We start from the raw sequence: 15,055 nt of genomic DNA, 5'->3' as shown, positions 1-15,055 counted from the left end.
AGCAATAGCGCAGGGAAATGGTTATAAGAGCAGCACTGACTGGGGTTTTCGCTTAAAAAATCGAGGGTTAAAGTTGAAAGAGCGTGAGTAACTCGCTCATACTCTATACTCGCAGAGTTACCCGGCGTAGCATGGCAAAACGCTTGGGCTGTTAATGAAAAAGGAAAACGTCGTGGCAGAAGAAACTATATTCAGCAAAATTATTCGTCGTGAGATTCCGTCGGATATCGTATACCAGGATGAACTGGTCACTGCGTTTCGTGATATTTCCCCTCAGGCACCAACGCATATCCTGATCATTCCTAACATCCTGATCCCAACTGTCAACGATGTGACGGCGAAACATGAACAGGCATTGGGCCGCATGATCACCGTTGCGGCGAAAATTGCAGAGCAGGAAGGTATTGCTGCTGATGGATACCGCTTAATTATGAACACCAACCGCCACGGGGGGCAGGAGGTGTATCACATTCATATGCACCTGCTGGGTGGACGTGCGCTTGGCCCAATGCTCGCGCATAAAGGTCTGTAAGCATGACCAGAGGATGCATTGCGCTTTCACTGGGCTTGCTGTTGCTGGCGGGTTGTCGAACACATCCTGAAATCCCGGTAAGTGATGAACAGTCGCTGGTGATGGAATCAACGATTCTGGCGGCGGGTATAACAGCAGAACAGCCCACGTTAACCACGTCTGATATTCAGGCCTCGGCATCCTCGCGACTCTATAACGAAAGACAAGAACCCGTTACCGTTCATTATCGGTTTTACTGGTATGACGCCAGGGGGCTGGAAATGCACCCTCTGGAAGCGCCACGCAGTGTGACTGTTCCGGCTCATTCGTCGGTGACGCTGTACGGCAGCGCCAATTATCTGGGGGCGCACAAGGTTAGACTTTATCTTTATTTGTAAGGGGTGAATCTTGATGAACAAAATGAATCGCTACGCACTGATTGCCGCGCTGGCGATGTTTCTCTCTGGCTGTGTGGTGCAACGTGAGCCCGCGCCGGTAGAGGAAGTCAAGCCGGTGCCGGAACAGCCTGCGCAGCCGCAACAGCCGGTGCCGGTTGTGCCAACGGTGCCAACCATACCGCAACAGCCGGGTCCGATTGAGCACGAGGACCAAACGGCGCAGCCGACGCCACGTCAACGTCATTATGACTGGAACGGGGCGATGCAGCCGATGGTCGGCAAAATGCTGCAGGCCGACGGCGTCAAAGCGGGTGGCGTTCTGCTGGTTGATAGCGTGAATAACCGTACCAACGGCTCGTTGAACGCGGGGGAAGCCACCGAGACCTTGCGTAACGCGCTGGCGAATAACGGTAAGTTTACTCTGGTTTCCGCTCAGCAACTGGCCGTCGCCAAGCAGCAGTTAGGTCTGTCGCCAAACGATAGCCTGGGAACACGCAGTAAGGCGATTGGTATCGCCCGTAACGTTGGTGCGCAGTATGTGCTTTATTCCAGCGCATCTGGCAACGTCAATTCGCCTGCGCTGCAAATGCAATTAATGCTGGTACAAACTGGCGAGATAATCTGGTCAGGTAAAGGTGCCGTTCAGCAACAATAACAAACTCACGCGCGGCAAAGTGTTGTCGCGCTATTTCCCGCAGTATCATCCCGTCGCAGCCAGCCAACCCGGTCTGAGCGGCGGGAGCTGCATCATTGAGCATCATTCTCACCGTCTGGTACTGCGTTGTCATCACGACCCTGACGCGCCGGAATCGCATTTCTTACGCCAATATCATGCGTTAAAACGCCTGCCAGAAAGCCTTGCGCCACGTCCTCTTTTTTATACGCGTGGGTGGATGGCAGTCGAGTTTTTTCACGGTAAGGTAGAATCCAGATTACCGGACGCCGACGAACTTGCAGGCTTACTGTATCATCTGCATCAGCAACCCCGATTGGGCTGGCGAATCAGCCTGCTGCCGCTACTTGAACAGTACTGGCAGTGTGGCGATCCGGCGCGTCGTACGCCATGCTGGCTGCGCGCGCTGAAGCGGCTAAGGAAACGAGGTGAGCCTCGGCCTTTGCGTCTGGGGCCGCTGCATATGGATGTTCACGGTGACAACATCGTACGTACAGCCTCAGGGCTGCGGCTGATTGACTGGGAATACGCTGGAGACGGTGATATTGCCCTGGAGCTGGCGGCGGTATGGGTCAGCGATGAATCCCAGCACCAACAGCTGGTTAGCACCTACGCCCAACGAGCGCACATTGAGCCAGACGTTTTGTGGCGACAGGTCAGACAATGGCAACCCTGGATAATGATGCTGAAGGCGGGGTGGTTTGAGTATCGCTGGCGGCAAACCGGCGATCGAAAATTTATCAGGCTGGCCGATGAAACCTGGCGGCAGCTAACAATGAAAGGATAAGGAGAGCAGTGTGGGCCCAGTAATGTTGGATGTCGAAGGGTATGAGCTGGACGCTGAAGAGCGTGAGATTCTGGCACATCCGCTGGTAGGTGGGTTGATCCTCTTTACCCGAAATTATCATGACCCGGAACAGCTGCGTGAATTAGTGCGTCAGATCCGGGTTGCGTCACGTAACCATCTGGTGGTGGCGGTAGATCAAGAAGGCGGGCGCGTACAGCGTTTTCGTGAAGGCTTTACCCGTCTGCCTGCGGCTCAATCCTTTGCTGCGTTGCACGGTCTGGAAGAGGGCGGCAAACTGGCTCAGGACGCTGGATGGTTGATGGCCAGCGAAATGATCGCGATGGACATTGATATCAGCTTTGCACCGGTACTGGATGTGGGCCATATCAGCGCGGCAATCGGCGAGCGTTCTTACCATGCCGATCCGCTAAAAGCGCTGGCGATGGCGACCTGCTTCATTGACGGGATGCATGCTGCTGGCATGAAAACGACCGGTAAACATTTTCCTGGACATGGGGCGGTGACGGCGGATTCACACAAAGAAACCCCAACCGATCCTCGTTCAGAATCCGAGATTCGTGCGAAAGATATGTCCGTGTTCCAGACGTTGATTACGGAAAACAAACTGGATGCCATTATGCCTGCGCACGTCATCTACAGTGATGTAGATCCGCGTCCGGCGAGTGGTTCGCCTCACTGGCTGAAAACGGTGCTGCGCCAGGAGCTTGGCTTCGATGGTGTCATTTTCTCCGACGATTTGTCGATGGAAGGGGCGGCGATTATGGGAAGCTATGCGGAGCGTGGACAGGCATCGCTGGATGCAGGTTGCGATATGATCCTGGTCTGCAATAATCGTAAGGGAGCGGTCAGTGTGTTAGATAATCTGTCGCCGATCAATGCAGAACGTGTTACACGTTTGTATCATAAAGGTTCATTTTCACGTCAGGAACTGATGGACTCGGCACGCTGGAAGACGGTAAGCGCTCAGCTAAACCAGCTTCATGAGCGCTGGCAGGAAGAGAAAGCAGGTCATTAACGCAAGTTTGGCGAGGATGCGATGATTATCTATTTACACGGTTTTGACTCTAACAGCCCGGGCAACCATGAGAAGGTGTTGCAGCTGCAATTCATCGACCCGGATGTCAGGCTGATTAGCTACAGTACGCGGCATCCTAAACATGATATGCAGCATCTGCTGAAAGAAGTGGACAAAATGCTGCAGCTGAATGTGGATGACCGTCCGCTGATTTGTGGTGTGGGGCTCGGGGGATATTGGGCTGAACGGATTGGTTTCCTGTGTGATATTCGTCAGGTAGTGTTTAATCCCAACCTGTTCCCGTATGAGAACATGGAAGGCAAAATCGACAGACCTGAGGAGTATGCAGACATCGCAACAAAATGCGTGACCAATTTCCGTGAAAAGAATCGCGATCGCTGCCTGGTGATCCTGTCACGTCATGATGAAGCGCTGAACAGTCAGCGTTCGTCAGAAGAGCTGCATCATTTTTACGAGATAGTCTGGGACGAAGAGCAGACGCATAAGTTTAAGAATATCTCTCCGCATTTGCAGCGCATTAAAGCGTTCAAGACGTTAGGTTAATCCTTATTGAGTGCGTAAAGAAACAGCCGCCGGGCTAATACCAGTCAGTTAGCGCCTCAGTTTCAGTAAGCTGGCGGAGGAAAAGAACATGCTATCTCGGAGATAGAGTTCCGTTCACCTCATGCTCATTGTTTCTCTGAAACACGGATTCCCGTGAACGTGTAAAGGGCGTTCTCCGCCACGCCCTTTACAATCCCGGCTCCCGGCGGGAAAATTGCCACTTCGTGGTTCCCTCCGCTTATTCCTCCAGGCTACCGGGCCGGGCGCGAGGAAGCGTCCTTGCAAAGCGCGCCCTGAGCCAGCATCCATGCTGGCTCTCCCGGCCTTACGGAAACACGTCGGCAATTTTCAGCCGGACCAGCCCACACCTGACCAACTGCGTTTTTTTGTTTAAACAGCAAAACAGCTTTTACTGGAAGTCAGGGCATCAGCGCTTCAGAGAAATGACCCGCTGAGGTGAACGGAACCCTGAGCAAGAATCACATGTTCACCATACATGCTTAACTGACGAGCATTACAGCCATCGGGCTGGTTTTTTTGTCCTTAAAGTTCAGGTTGTCTATCTTTTCAGCATCAAAACTTGATACACATCAATTTTGGTATGACCAATGCACCGTTCGTGTTATTCTCACTCTCGAAGAACATTTTCATTACCGTAACTTGTTGTTAATTAAAGGCTATATTAATAACTTTTAATTAACAATTGGTTAATAAATTTGAGGGGGTCACGTTGACTACACCATTGAAAAGGATCGTGATTGTCGGCGGCGGTGCTGGCGGACTGGAAATGGCGACGCAGCTGGGTAAAAAACTCGGGCGTAAGAAAAAGGCCAAAATCACACTGGTAGACAGAAACCACAGTCACTTGTGGAAACCGTTACTGCATGAAGTGGCGACGGGTTCTCTGGACGAAGGTGTGGATGCGCTGAGTTATCTGGCACATGCCCGTAACCATGGCTTCCAGTTCCAGTTAGGCTCGGTGGTGGATATCGATCGTGAAGCGAAGACCATTACTCTCGCTGAGCTGCGCGATGAGAAGGGTGAGCTGCTGGTTCCTGAGCGTAAAGTGCCGTATGACACGTTGGTGATGGCGTTGGGCAGTACTTCCAACGATTTCAACACCCCTGGCGTGAAAGAAAACTGCATTTTCCTCGATAACCCGCATCAGGCGCGTCGTTTCCACCAGGAGATGCTGAATCTGTTCCTGAAGTATTCCGCAAATCTGGGCGCAAACGGAAAAGTGAATATCGCCATTGTGGGCGGCGGTGCGACGGGGGTTGAGCTCTCCGCTGAGCTGCACAATGCGGTAAAACAACTGCACAGCTATGGTTACAAAGGGCTGACCAACGACGCGCTGAACGTTACGCTGGTCGAAGCCGGTGAGCGTATTCTGCCTGCGTTGCCGCCGCGTATTTCTGGTGCTGCGCATAATGAGTTAACCAAACTGGGCGTACGTGTACTGACCCAGACGATGGTAACCAGCGCTGATGAAGGCGGACTGCACACCAAAGATGGCGAATACATTAAAGCCGATCTGATGGTGTGGGCGGCGGGTATCAAAGCGCCAGACTTTATGAAAGACATTGGCGGTCTGGAAACGAACCGTATTAACCAACTGGTGGTTGAGCCAACTCTGCAGAGCACGCGCGATCCTGACGTGTACGCGATTGGCGACTGCGCTTCCTGCGCTCGCCCGGAAGGGGGTTTTGTGCCTCCACGCGCTCAGGCAGCACACCAGATGGCGACCTGCGCGATGAACAATATTCTGGCACAGATGAACGGCAAGCCACTGAAAGCGTATCAGTACAAAGATCACGGCTCTCTGGTCTCGCTCTCTAACTTCTCTACCGTGGGTAGCCTGATGGGTAACCTGACCCGTGGTTCGATGATGGTGGAAGGGCGTATTGCGCGCTTTGTGTACATCTCTCTGTACCGCATGCACCAGATTGCTTTGCACGGCTACTTCAAAACCGGCCTGATGATGCTGGTCGGCAGTATCAACCGGGTGATTCGCCCGCGTCTGAAACTGCATTAATATCGACGTGTGGCGCCGGATGATTTTACGCATCCGGCGCCTTCCTTCAGAGTTCTCCGAATCATCCTGCGCTCGTGCCTCATCCTGCTATTTTCATCCGTAATCTGATTGGCATTCCTTACCTTCTGTTGCAAAGTTGTTGCTAATAGCAAAAAAGGAGGAAGTCCCGTGAATAAATCAATGTTGGCGGGTATAGGGATTGGCGTAGCTGCTGCGCTGGGTGTTGCAGCGGTGGCCAGTCTGAACGTTTTCGAGCGTGGCCCACAGTATGCGCAAGTTGTCTCTGCAACACCGATTAAAGAGTCGGTAAAAACACCGCGTCAGGAGTGCCGGAACGTAACGGTCACGCACCGTAAGCCAGTACAAGATGAAAACCGTATCGCGGGTTCAGTATTGGGTGCGGTTGCGGGTGGTGTTATTGGGCATCAGTTTGGCGGTGGACGTGGTAAAGATATTGCCACCGTGGCCGGTGCTTTAGGTGGCGGCTATGCAGGTAACCAGATTCAGGGTTCGATGCAGGAAAACGATACTTACACCACCACGCAGCAGCGTTGTAAAACGGTGTATGACAAATCTGAAAAGATGCTGGGCTATGACGTAACGTACAAAATTGGCGATCAGCAGGGGAAAATTCGTATGGATAAGGACCCCGGCGCGCAAATTCCGTTGGATAACAACGGACAGTTGGTACTGAATAACAAAGCGTAAAATAGCATTATCCTGAACATTAGCCCCCCATTCGCTCAGGCTGGGGGGCTTTTTTTATCAGAAGGTTAAGGCGTAATTCAGACCAAAAGTACGACCCCGGCCCTTGTATTCATACAGTGACGGGCTGCCGTAGGTTGGGCTGTACAGCAGTGGCGCACGTTGTCCCCACAGTGTGGTGTACTCTTCATTCAGCAGGTTTTCTACGCTAAAGGTCAGCTTACCTAACGGGAGCTGATAGCTGCCGATAAAGTCCATAGTGTTATAGCCATCCAGCTTATTGCCGCTGGCGTCGGTCAGATCAAATGTTTGCTGGCTCTGTACGCGCAAAGTCCACGGTTCTGGTGCCCAGCCGACCCACGCGGTTGCTTTGGACGGTGAGGCCAGAGTGACATCCCATTTTTGCCATTTACCGTTCTGTTTCACTTCCGATTTAATGACGTTGAAGTTGCCGCCCAGGCTCCAGTCCGTATCCGCAATGAAATAATCCACTGCACCTTCAAGGCCATAAATGCGGCGATCGTCGGGCTGAACGTTAATGGTCATATCGCTGCGGTTGATAACGATCGATTTATCTGAAGTCGAGTAGTACGCGGCCAGTTGCGTGCGCAGGCTATCACCGGTGTAGCGCCATCCCAGCTCGTATGAGTTAACTTTAATCCCTTCCAGGCGAGAATCCGCCACGTTGACGCTGCGCTGGAGCTGGTAATGATCGCCAACCAGCGAATAGGTGCCGTTACCGTAGTATTTCCCTGGGTCCGGAAGCTCCACGCCCTGAGAGAAATTAAACCACGTTTGCTGACGGTCGGTCAGGTGGGCGAGGATACCGGCGTTGAACAGGAAATTATCGTAATCGGTTTTACCGCCCGGAATGGTATCGGCAGAATTCGCAAGCCCGGTCGCGATTCCCTGCTGTTGAGCATAGCCAACGAAATCATCAACCCTGTTTTCGGTCCACTGATAGCGCACACCGCCGCTGAGGGTAAAGATGTCGTTAATGTCATAGCTGTTTTGCAGGAAAGGCGCGAAGTTGGTGATGCTGTAACCGGGGTAACGTCCGGTAGTATAAGCGGTACGGTTATCCATACCGCCGGAGGGCAGGGACCAGGCCAGATCGAAGAATTTCTGATTGGAGTCGAAGGTTTCGTGATCGGCATCGACACCCCACGTCAGCTCCCAGTTATCCATCAACTGGCTGTTAAGGGTAATTTTGGCACCAAACTGGTCTGTGTCCTGCTGTGATGCGGAGAAACTCGTGACCTTACCTTTGCTGAGCGTAGGGAAGGGGTAGAATTTCAGCGATTCGTCACGGTAATAGATTTGGCTGACCAGGTTCTGGCCAAAAAAATCCGCATCTGAATATTGCAGGCTGATCAGATGACGTTCGGTGCCGGGAATTCGATCGGAATTCAGTCCGCTGCTGGTATATGCTTTGCCGTTTCCGGTCACGGCGGACATGTTCTCGCCGAGATCCAGCCCGTAATCGTCATCCCCCTGACTCTTATAATACTGAGTAACCAGTTGCAACTGACGGTTGTCGTCAAGTTCAATCGTCCCTGTGCCCATCACGTCCAGACGATCGGAGTGCTGTAGCCCGGTTTGGGTGTTATCCAGCAGTAGGGCATCGTGGTTGCCGTCATACCAGCCGCCAAAACGTTGATACGCGACGGACATTCGTCCAGAAGCGCGATCGGTTCCACCACTCACCGCCGCGGCAACGCGTTCATCATGATCGTTACTATTGTTAAAGCCGCTTTTGCTCCCCAGTTCGAGTTCTACTTCACGCTCCGGCTGGCCTTTTTTGGTGACGATGTTAATTAATCCGCCGGTACTGCCGCCGCCATAAAGTGAGGTTGCGCCTGAAATGACTTCAATGTGCGCAATGTTAAACGGGTCAATGGAGTCAAGTTGACGGCTGTCGGTTCGCGAGGAGTTCAGACGGACGCCGTCAATGAGCACGACAATGGCGCGACCGCGCATGTTCATGCCGTAGTTTGTGCGCCCCTGGCTACTGACATCGATTCCTGGGATTAACTGAGCAAGAACATCCTTGAACTCTTTTCCCCCCTGAACCTGTTGTTCAATCTCGCTTCCTTCAATAACCCAGGTCGTTTGCGCCATTTCTGCCACGGTGCGCTGGCTACGGTTGGCGCTAACGATGAGATTCTCTTCCTCAGCCGCAATGGCCGGAAGGGTTAAAGACAACAGGAGAGGATTGAGCACCCAGAGACGCTTATGCATTTGTATTCCTTTTAAAAAAGAGTCGAACTGTTTTTGTTATGGCGGTAGAGAAACCGATAGTTACATTGTGAAACAGGCGTTAAAACAAATGCGAATATTGCTGATAATAATTGTTGTTATCAATACTTTTTACAAAAAATGATCGGGTAAGATGATGAAAACAATGGAAAATGTAGGGGTAATGCGTGAAATTCTAACCGGGGGCTTTATCAGCTCCCGGTGGTGTGAGTACTGCGGGGGAATTGTGGGAAAGGGTTAAGCTTTGACGAGTTCGGGCCACAGCCGCAGGGTTGTGTGTGCGATCTGCATCAGTTTTTCAAACGTTGCACCTTCCCGGGCGCTGATCGACATACCCTGTAAAATACAGTTCAGGTATTCAGCCAGTTTTTGCACGTCGCAATGGGCTGGAATTTCGCCTCGTTGCTGGCGTTGGTGAAGGAACTGGGTAAGCGTCTGCTCCTGCATTGCATGGCGGGATTTCACCGTGTGCGCAATATCGCGGGAAGAGGCTGCCAGCGTCGCAGAAGTGTTAATCATGAAACATCCCGCCGGGGTGTCCTTGCTGGTAAAGCAGGTCGCTATGGCGGTGAAATAGTCTTCCAGTGCGGACTCAAGGCTTTTTTCTTCACAAAACAGCTGGGCTTCGTGTTTCGCCGCAAAGCGGGTGATGTAGCGGTCCAGTACGGCACGGAACAACCCTTCTTTATTGGTGAACTCCGCATACAGCGTGGGCGCTTTTGCGCCGGTGGCTTCCACGAGATCGGCGAGCGAGGTCGCTTCATATCCGTGCTGCCAGAAGAGTGTCATGGCCTTATCAAGCGCGGCTTCCCTGTCGAACACTTTTGGTCGGCCACGGCTTTTTTTAGCACAACCTGTCGTTTCAGTTGTCATGGCGCCGATGTACCTTTGTTGGGTTTATTGAATAACCATTATAAAAATATTCGACTGCACACTCCAGCGGATTCACGATAAAAATAATTTATAGCTATTAGCATGAAAAATAAGACCTTTATATTTTATATAACGATCATTATAAAAAAGTGTTGACGTGTGACCTGGATCACATTTATGATTTACCTATCGATCGTTAAGTTAATCTTTTCGACACCCATTCATCTGCTAAAGGTCACTATCATGAAAAACGTAAAAACACTGTTTGTTGCTGCTGTTCTTAGCTCACTGTCATTTGCAAGCTTTGCCGCTGTTGAAGTTCAGTCCACACCTGCGGGTCAAGAGAAAGTCGGTACTATTTCTGCGAATGCGGGGACTAACTTAGGTTCACTGGAAGATCAGCTGGCGCAGAAAGCCGATGAGATGGGTGCGAAGTCTTTCCGTATTACTTCCGTTACCGGTCCTAACACCCTTCACGGAACTGCTGTTATCTACAAATAAGATTTAACCCATCGCAATGCCACTGCGAGTTAAATAAAAAACCCCCGCGGAATATAATCCAGCGGGGGTTTTTTTATGTGCGGAGTTTACATCGGCTGTTGAGCAACGTCGTGATGACGGGTCACATCGACCGGCATGCCTGAGCGAATCTCCATCGCATGTTCCATGACGGCAGGATCAGTTTGCGCCGCATTTTTAAATGTCTGCATGGACGCGTTCAGCACGATTGGCAGCAGCTGCGGGTCGTCATTGATTTTTTCGGACAGCGGCTGATGCACTTCTACCAGCCGCACGCCGTTAGGCTCAACGGATGCTTTGATCGGCGTATTGATAATGTTGACCTTAGTTCCGGGCGTTACCTGACGGAACAGGGTTTCGATATCTCCGTCGCGCAGACGAATACAGCCGGAACTGACGCGCATTCCGATGCCAAAATCAGCATTGGTTCCGTGCAACAGGTACACGCCGCCGTATGCCGCTAAGCGAATCGCATGATGGCCCATCGGGTTATCCGGACCGGCAGGCACAACGGCAGGCAGGTCAATCCCATTTGCTTTGTATCGCGCGCGGATATTTGCCGTCGGCGTCCAGGTGGGGTTGGCGCGTTTATCAGAGATGGAGGTTACCATCGTAGGCGTTAACGTGTCACCGCCTAACTGGCCAATACCAATAGGATAAACGGTCACCGAATTTGTTCCCGGCTGGTAATAATAAAGACGCAGTTCGGCGAGGTTGATAACAATGCCTTCGCGCGGGGCGTCAGGTAGCAGGGTTTGTAACGGGATCGTCAAAACGCTTCCCGGACGTGGTACGTAAGGGTCAACGCCAGGGTTGGCCTGCAGCAGCGCTAAAAAGCCGACATTATATTTTTTCGCAATCGCCTCCAGAGAACCGCCATTGTCTTCAACTACGTGAACGGCATTCTGGCCCACCAGACGGCTTCCCGGTGGCGGTAGCGGCCAGGTGTTTGCCTGTGCCGGAAGTGCTAACGCGAATGTCGCTGCAAGCGTAAAAAACGCGAACCAGCGAGAGAGTCGTTTATTGTTTAACATCACCATAAATCCATTGTTTTTACGTGGTTTTTATTATGTAAAAGTAAACGAGAATTATGGCGGTTTGCTGTGTCGGGAAGTGCAGGGAAGTGCAAAGAGTTTGTAAATTCATCAGGCCGGGTGAGTGGTGTGCTCACCCGGCCTGTTCACTATGCTACGGCGTTTTCTTCAAGCTGGCGCATAAACTGGCGGACCCAGTCGATCCGCGTTTTACGCTCGCCCAGATCCTGCATGAATTTCAGTCGGGTTGGACCGTCCAGGCGGAAGTGCTGCGGCTGTTTTTGCAGTAAACCAATCAGCCAGACCGGGTTGACGTGGTTTTTCTCGGCAAATTCAATGGTACCGCCTTTTTCATTGCCTTCGAGCTTTCTGATCCCCAGTTTCTGCGCCTGCTGGCGTAAACGGGCGATATCCAGCAGCGTACGAGCCGGATCGGGCAGCAGGCCAAAACGGTCTATCAGCTCGACCTTAATTTCTTCCAGCTCGTTTTCGCCTTTCGCACTGGCAATGCGCTTGTAGAACGACAGGCGTGTGTTGACATCCGGGATATAGTCGTCCGGCAGCAGAGACGGCATGCGCAGTTCAACTTCGGTTTGCTGGCTGGTGAGATCTTCCAGTGACGGCTCACGCCCTTCTTTGAGCGCATCGACGGCGTTTTCCAGTAGTTCCATATACAGCGAGAAGCCGATGCTTTCCATGGAACCACTCTGATCTTCACCCAGCAATTCCCCGGCGCCGCGAATTTCGAGGTCGTGGGTCGCCAGCGCAAAACCTGCGCCCAAATCTTCCAGTGAGGCGATGGCTTCCAGGCGTTTTTGCGCGTCAGTGGTCATCGCTTTCGGATGCGGCGTCAGCAGCCAGGCGTACGCCTGGTGGTGAGAACGTCCCACGCGACCGCGCAGCTGGTGTAATTGCGCTAAACCGAAGTGATCCGCTCGTTCGATGATGATGGTGTTAGCGGTGGGAATGTCGATCCCGGTTTCGATAATGGTGGTACACACCAGCACGTTAAAACGCTGATGGTGAAAATCGTTCATCACGCGTTCCAGTTCGCGCTCGCGCATTTGCCCGTGACCGATACCAATACGCGCTTCCGGCACCAGTTCTGCTAATTTGTCAGCGGTTTTCTGAATGTTTTCGACGTCGTTAAACAGATAATAAACTTGTCCCCCGCGCAGAACTTCACGCAGGATCGCCTCACGTACCACCAGGCTGTCGTACTCGCGCACGAAGGTTTTGACCGCCAGACGACGAGCGGGCGGCGTGGCGATGATCGACAGATCGCGCATGCCGCTCATTGCCATATTGAGCGTACGCGGAATCGGCGTTGCCGTCAGGGTCAGAATATCGACATCTGCGCGCATCGCCTTGATGCGTTCTTTGTGGCGAACGCCGAAACGATGCTCTTCATCGACAATCAGCAGACCCAGATCTTTTAACTTCACATCTGCTTGCAGCAGTTTGTGCGTGCCGATGAGAATATCAATTTTACCCTCGGCAACCTGCTCCAGAATCTGCGCTTGCTCTTTGGCGCTACGGAAACGGGACAGCATCTCAATGCGTACCGGCCAGTTGGCAAAACGATCGCGGAAGTTGTCGAAGTGTTGCTGTGCGAGCAGGGTGGTTGGCACCAGCACGGCAACCTGCTTGTGGTTCTCTACGGCGAGGAAGGCCGCGCGCATCGCGACTTCGGTTTTACCAAAGCCGACGTCGCCGCACACCAGGCGGTCCATAGCCAGCGGTTGACACATATCACTGAGTACCGCGTTAATCGCCCGCGCCTGATCAGGCGTGGTTTCAAACGGGAAGCTGTCGCAAAACAGCTGGTACTGTTCACGGTCATGCTTAAAGGCAAAGCCTTCTTTCGCCGCGCGCTGGGCATAAATATCCAGCAGCTCTGCCGCGACATCGCGCACCTTCTCAGCGGCTTTCTGTCGGGCGCGTGACCAGGCATCGCCGCCAAGTTTATGCAGCGGCGCATTCTCTTCTGCACCGCCTGCATAGCGGCTGATCAGATGCAGTGACGACACCGGCACGTACAGTTTGGCGTCGTTGGCATAGGTGAGCATCAGATATTCACCAGTGATGCCGCCCGCTTCCAGTGTGGTCATCCCGGCATAACGACCCACGCCGTGCTCCAGATGCACCACCGGCTGACCGGGATGCAGCTCCGCGAGGTTACGAATTAACGTATCCGGGTTGATGGTGCGACGAGAATCCTGGCGGCGACGCGCCACGCGTTCCCCAAGCAGATCGCTTTCACAAATCAGCGCCAGATTACGTTTGCTATCGATGAAGCCGTGCTCAGCTGCGCCAATCATCAGATAACGACCATTATCAATGGCTTCATCGAGTCGCAATATCCGCTTCGGTGCCACTTTGATACGAGCGAGCAGCTCGCCAAGCGCTTCACGGCGACCTTCACTTTCCACCGAGAAAATTACCGGACCGGTGAAGCCCTCAAGGAATTTACGTAACGCATCTAACGGTGCTTTTTGCTGCGCCTGGACGGCGATATCCGGCAGCTTCTGGAACCCGAGGTTAGTATTCGCAGCTTTGTTCGCCAGACTCTCGGTTTTCAGTTGAACGCGCGGCCAGCGTTTAAGTTCAGAAAACAGCTCATCAACCCGCAGCCACAGCGATTCCGGCGGCAGAAGTGGGCGCATCGGATCAACACCGCGATTTTCAAAGCGTGACAGGGTATCGGCCTGGAAGCGTTCTGCGCTGGTCTCGATATCACCGGTATTGACCAATAACGTATTGGCGGGGAAATAGCTGAACAGCGGCGGCAGCGGTTCGCTGAAAAACAGCGGTTGCCAGTATTCAATACCCGCAGGTAATGTGCCTTTGCTGACCTGCTGGTAAATATGTTCGGCGTCGCGTTTCACCTCAAAGGTATCGCGCCACTGGCTGCGGAATAGCTCGATGGCCGTTTTGTCAGTCGGGAATTCGTGCGCGGGAAGTAAATTAATGGCATCGACTTCTTCCAGCGTGCGCTGGGTGTCGGTATCAAACAGACGCAGGCTGTCGATTTCGTCATCAAAGAAATCCAGACGATAAGGCAACTCGCTGCCCATCGGGAACAGATCCAACAACGCGCCGCGCGTGGCGTATTCGCCGTGTTCCATGACCTGATCAACATGGCGATAGCCCGCGCTATCCAGTTGTTCACGCAGGGCATCGCGCGAAAGCCGCTGGCCCTTTTTCATGACCAGCGCATGACCGTGCAGATAGCTGTGCGGACAAACACGCTGCATCAGCGTATTTACCGGAACGATCAGCACGCCGCGCTGCATGGCAGGCAGCTGATACAGCGTGGAGAGCCGCGAGGAGATAATCTCCTGATGGGGAGAAAAACTGTCGTAGGGTAGCGTTTCCCAGTCGGCCAGGTTCATCACCATTTGGTCGGTAAACTGACGAATTTCATCATGCAGACGCAGCGCATTTTGCATGTCCGGCGCGATCAGCACCACTGGACCCGCGTGATGTTCGGCGATTTCGGCGACCAGCGTTGCGCAGGCGGCACCGGTAAGCTCACCCAACTGGCGCAGATCGGAAGCTTTCGCCGGTAGCGTGTAACGATGTTGTTCAGGCATTCGGTTGTCAGGATCTCGTTTAGATATACATCTGATAAGCAATGTTCTTTATTATCCGTGATCGT

The 15,055-nt window shown here is 52.8% G+C and carries 13 protein-coding genes; 9 read left to right on the top strand and 4 right to left on the bottom strand.

The genetic code is table 11. The features are described 5' to 3' along the window. Positions 1-172 precede the first annotated feature (172 nt). From hinT to BZK41_RS08960, 8 genes are all read left to right on the top strand, one after another. The gene (gene hinT, locus BZK41_RS09000; RefSeq protein ID WP_139762593.1) at positions 173-532 is read left to right on the top strand and encodes a purine nucleoside phosphoramidase; all 360 of its coding nucleotides are present in this window, start codon (positions 173-175) and stop codon (positions 530-532) included. Between the two features lie 2 nt (positions 533-534). After that, the gene (locus BZK41_RS08995) at positions 535-909 is read left to right on the top strand and encodes a YcfL family protein (RefSeq protein WP_079937935.1); all 375 of its coding nucleotides are present in this window, start codon (positions 535-537) and stop codon (positions 907-909) included. 13 nt (positions 910-922) lie between these two features. Further along, positions 923-1,564 (top strand): penicillin-binding protein activator LpoB, encoded by a 642-nt coding sequence (gene lpoB / locus BZK41_RS08990; protein ID WP_003832255.1) that lies wholly within the window; start codon positions 923-925, stop codon positions 1,562-1,564. Further along, positions 1,545-2,369 (top strand): thiamine kinase, encoded by an 825-nt coding sequence (thiK, locus tag BZK41_RS08985; RefSeq protein WP_079937934.1) that lies wholly within the window; start codon positions 1,545-1,547, stop codon positions 2,367-2,369. The genes lpoB and thiK overlap by 20 nt, the downstream gene beginning before the upstream one ends. Before the next feature lie 10 nt (positions 2,370-2,379). After that, positions 2,380-3,405, top strand: coding sequence for a beta-N-acetylhexosaminidase (gene nagZ / locus BZK41_RS08980; RefSeq protein ID WP_079937933.1), 1,026 nt, complete (start codon positions 2,380-2,382; stop codon positions 3,403-3,405). Between the two features lie 21 nt (positions 3,406-3,426). Then, positions 3,427-3,969, top strand: coding sequence for an alpha/beta hydrolase YcfP (gene ycfP / locus BZK41_RS08975; RefSeq protein ID WP_003030817.1), 543 nt, complete (start codon positions 3,427-3,429; stop codon positions 3,967-3,969). Positions 3,970-4,699: 730 nt separating this feature from the next. Further along, the gene (gene ndh, locus BZK41_RS08965; RefSeq protein WP_003832263.1) at positions 4,700-6,004 is read left to right on the top strand and encodes an NADH-quinone dehydrogenase; all 1,305 of its coding nucleotides are present in this window, start codon (positions 4,700-4,702) and stop codon (positions 6,002-6,004) included. Positions 6,005-6,172: 168 nt separating this feature from the next. After that, complete coding sequence (locus BZK41_RS08960; RefSeq protein ID WP_003030814.1) at positions 6,173-6,712, top strand: glycine zipper 2TM domain-containing protein; 540 nt, start codon at positions 6,173-6,175, stop codon at positions 6,710-6,712. Positions 6,713-6,769: 57 nt separating this feature from the next. Here the strand turns inward: BZK41_RS08960 and BZK41_RS08955 are convergent, their stop codons facing one another. After that, entirely contained in the window at positions 6,770-8,950 is a 2,181-nt protein-coding gene (locus BZK41_RS08955) for a TonB-dependent siderophore receptor (RefSeq protein WP_079937931.1), read from the bottom strand. Positions 8,951-9,205: 255 nt separating this feature from the next. Continuing rightward, the gene (comR, locus tag BZK41_RS08950) at positions 9,206-9,841 is read right to left on the bottom strand and encodes a TetR family copper-responsive transcriptional repressor ComR (RefSeq protein WP_008784432.1); all 636 of its coding nucleotides are present in this window, start codon (positions 9,839-9,841) and stop codon (positions 9,206-9,208) included. Positions 9,842-10,084: 243 nt separating this feature from the next. On the opposite strand from comR, the gene bhsA reads away from it, so the two are divergent. After that, entirely contained in the window at positions 10,085-10,342 is a 258-nt protein-coding gene (gene bhsA / locus BZK41_RS08945; RefSeq protein ID WP_003030810.1) for a multiple stress resistance protein BhsA, read from the top strand. 86 nt (positions 10,343-10,428) lie between these two features. Here bhsA and BZK41_RS08940 read toward each other — a convergent pair whose 3' ends face one another. Both BZK41_RS08940 and mfd read right to left on the bottom strand, forming a co-directional pair. After that, on the bottom strand, positions 10,429-11,394 hold the full coding sequence (locus BZK41_RS08940; protein WP_079937930.1) for a L,D-transpeptidase family protein: 966 nt from the start codon (positions 11,392-11,394) through the stop codon (positions 10,429-10,431). 149 nt (positions 11,395-11,543) lie between these two features. Next, positions 11,544-14,990 carry a transcription-repair coupling factor gene (gene mfd, locus BZK41_RS08935; protein ID WP_079937929.1) on the bottom strand — a complete coding sequence of 1,149 codons (3,447 nt, stop codon included), beginning with the start codon at positions 14,988-14,990 and terminating at the stop codon, positions 11,544-11,546. Between the last annotated feature and the right edge of the window lie 65 nt (positions 14,991-15,055).

This window comes from Citrobacter sp. A316, assembly GCF_002042945.1.
Taxonomy (GTDB): domain Bacteria; phylum Pseudomonadota; class Gammaproteobacteria; order Enterobacterales; family Enterobacteriaceae; genus Citrobacter; species Citrobacter portucalensis.
This window is presented reverse-complemented; position numbering and strand designations above follow the sequence as displayed.